This window comes from Agromyces sp. P2_B3 (assembly GCF_056404815.1).
In genome coordinates, this window is the sequence record NZ_JBFUDH010000049.1 from 1 (window position 1) to 1,186 (window position 1,186).

Below are 1,186 nucleotides of genomic sequence, written 5' to 3' on the forward strand. Positions count from 1 at the left end.
GGCCGATCCCGATCGGCGGCAGTAACGCAATCACCACCGCCCTGCTCACTGACCTCACCGCACACGGCGGCGAACTTGTCCTGAACACACCAATCCGGTCCCTCCACGAACTCCCTCCCGCCCGCGCGACATTCCTAGACGTCACCCCCCGCGGATTCGAGGTCCTCGCCGGCGACCAACTCTCCGGGAGCTACCGTCGCGCGCTCCGCAGTTTTCGCTACGGACCCGGCGTCGCGAAAGTCGACTACGCCCTCACCGACACCATCCCCTGGCGCGAGCCCGCCCTCGCCGACGCCGGCACCCTCCACCTCGGCGGTACCCGCGACCAAGTCCAACACTCCGAACGCGCCATCGCCCAAGGGCGCCACGCTCCGCACGCATTCGTGCTCGCGTCCCAACCCACCCGCTTCGACCCCAACCGCGCGCCCACCGGCAAAMACACCCTCTACGCCTACACCCACGTCCCCCACGGATCGACCATCAACCAAACCGAACACATCACCCGCACCATCGAACAACATGCCCCCGGCTTCCGCGACACGATCCTCGCCACCCACCACCGCACCGCCGCCGACCTTGCCACGGCGAACCCCAACAACCCCGGCGGCGACATCACCGCCGGTGCCGCGACTGCCTGGCAACTACTTAAGCGCCCGACTCTCACCACCCATCCCTGGACCACCCCCCTGCCCAACCTCTACCTCTGCTCCGCATCTACCCCCCCGGGCCCTGGCGTCCACGGGCTCGCTGGCTACAACGCAGCCAAAGCTGCACTGCAACGCACCTTCCACCTCCCTACCCCACCCCTCCACCCCTAAAAGGAGAGTCTGAACGGTGCGTGTCTGATAAGAGCCTGCCAACGACCACCTGACAGGGCCGTGCCGGATTGAGGCATCCCCGCCCGACGAGGTCAGGACACCGTACCTGTTCCGCGAATTGAAGCGCCCCGGGTTTCCTGCCGGTGTTTTACGGGTGGTTGAGCAGCCCACTCGTAAGGTCTGTGTCAGCGTAGTGGGCTTGCTCGAACTCGGTCGGGCTGAGCATGCCCAGGCTCCCGTGGAGCCGCCGGTCGTTGTACCAGTCGACCCACGCTGCGGTGGCGTACTCGACGTCGTCGATCGTCTTGTAGGCGCCCTCGTGGAAGACATCGGTGCGGATGCACTCGGTCTTGTAGAGCCCGTTGATG

The 1,186-nt window shown here is 66.3% G+C and carries 2 protein-coding genes; one reads left to right on the forward strand and one right to left on the reverse strand.

The window, feature by feature from the left end:
* Positions 1 to 818, forward strand: an 818-nt coding sequence (locus tag AC1DZA_RS20110) for a phytoene desaturase family protein (RefSeq protein WP_476774098.1), incomplete at its 5' end; no start/stop codon positions are given.
* A gap of 148 nt (positions 819 to 966) precedes the next feature.
* On the opposite strand, the gene AC1DZA_RS20115 is transcribed toward AC1DZA_RS20110, so the two are convergent.
* On the reverse strand, positions 967 to 1,186 hold a 220-nt coding region (locus AC1DZA_RS20115; protein WP_476774047.1), incomplete at its 5' end, for an integrase core domain-containing protein.